1 protein-coding gene is annotated in these 564 nt (G+C 60.1%); it reads left to right on the forward strand.

The window, feature by feature from the left end; genetic code table 11:
* Nucleotides 1–267 precede the first annotated feature (267 nt).
* The coding region (locus tag ACSFA2_RS26010; RefSeq protein ID WP_435458206.1) for a hypothetical protein at nt 268–564 on the forward strand (297 nt) is incomplete at its 3' end.

Consider the following 564-nt stretch of genomic DNA (forward strand, 5'->3'; position numbering starts at 1 on the left):
AGCGCCAGCATGCGGAGGTTCATGGTTTTCATGACGAAATCCTTTGCAAAGAACATGAGTCGGCGAAGAAGTCTCTGCCTTCGACAGCAGATTTGCTCATGCTAAGACCGCCAAACCAGCGCAAATCCGGTTGGAGACATCGGCCTACGCAAGGTCACGGCATAGGCGAACGGTGATGCGCCCAGGGCATGTCTGGAGGCGCCCCAAACGCAATGTTCGTGCAATGCTGATTCATAGCATGGCATCGACCCAACTTTGCGCACTCCCATGACATTCGACCTCGCAAGGCCGCAGCGCTACCCAAACGCCAACAGCATCCGTCGCCTTGAACTGCTGGACGCGCTACGCGGCTTCGCGTTGTTCGGCGTACCGCTGTTCAATCTGCGCAACTCCTCATTGCCAGAATTCATTGCGGCGTCGATCGCGCTGCTCGCACTACTCCTCGGCGTGGGCTTCGCGATGCAGGCGGTGCGCCCTGGGAAGAAGCCCGGGGCCATACGCCTGCTCGTTCGACGCATGCTGCAGGAGTCTGTCGCCTGCCGGCGCCTCTGGGTCCGCCTGCTG

The sequence above is a fragment of the Variovorax cryoconiti genome, from assembly GCF_051216395.1.
Classification (GTDB): domain Bacteria; phylum Pseudomonadota; class Gammaproteobacteria; order Burkholderiales; family Burkholderiaceae_C; genus Variovorax.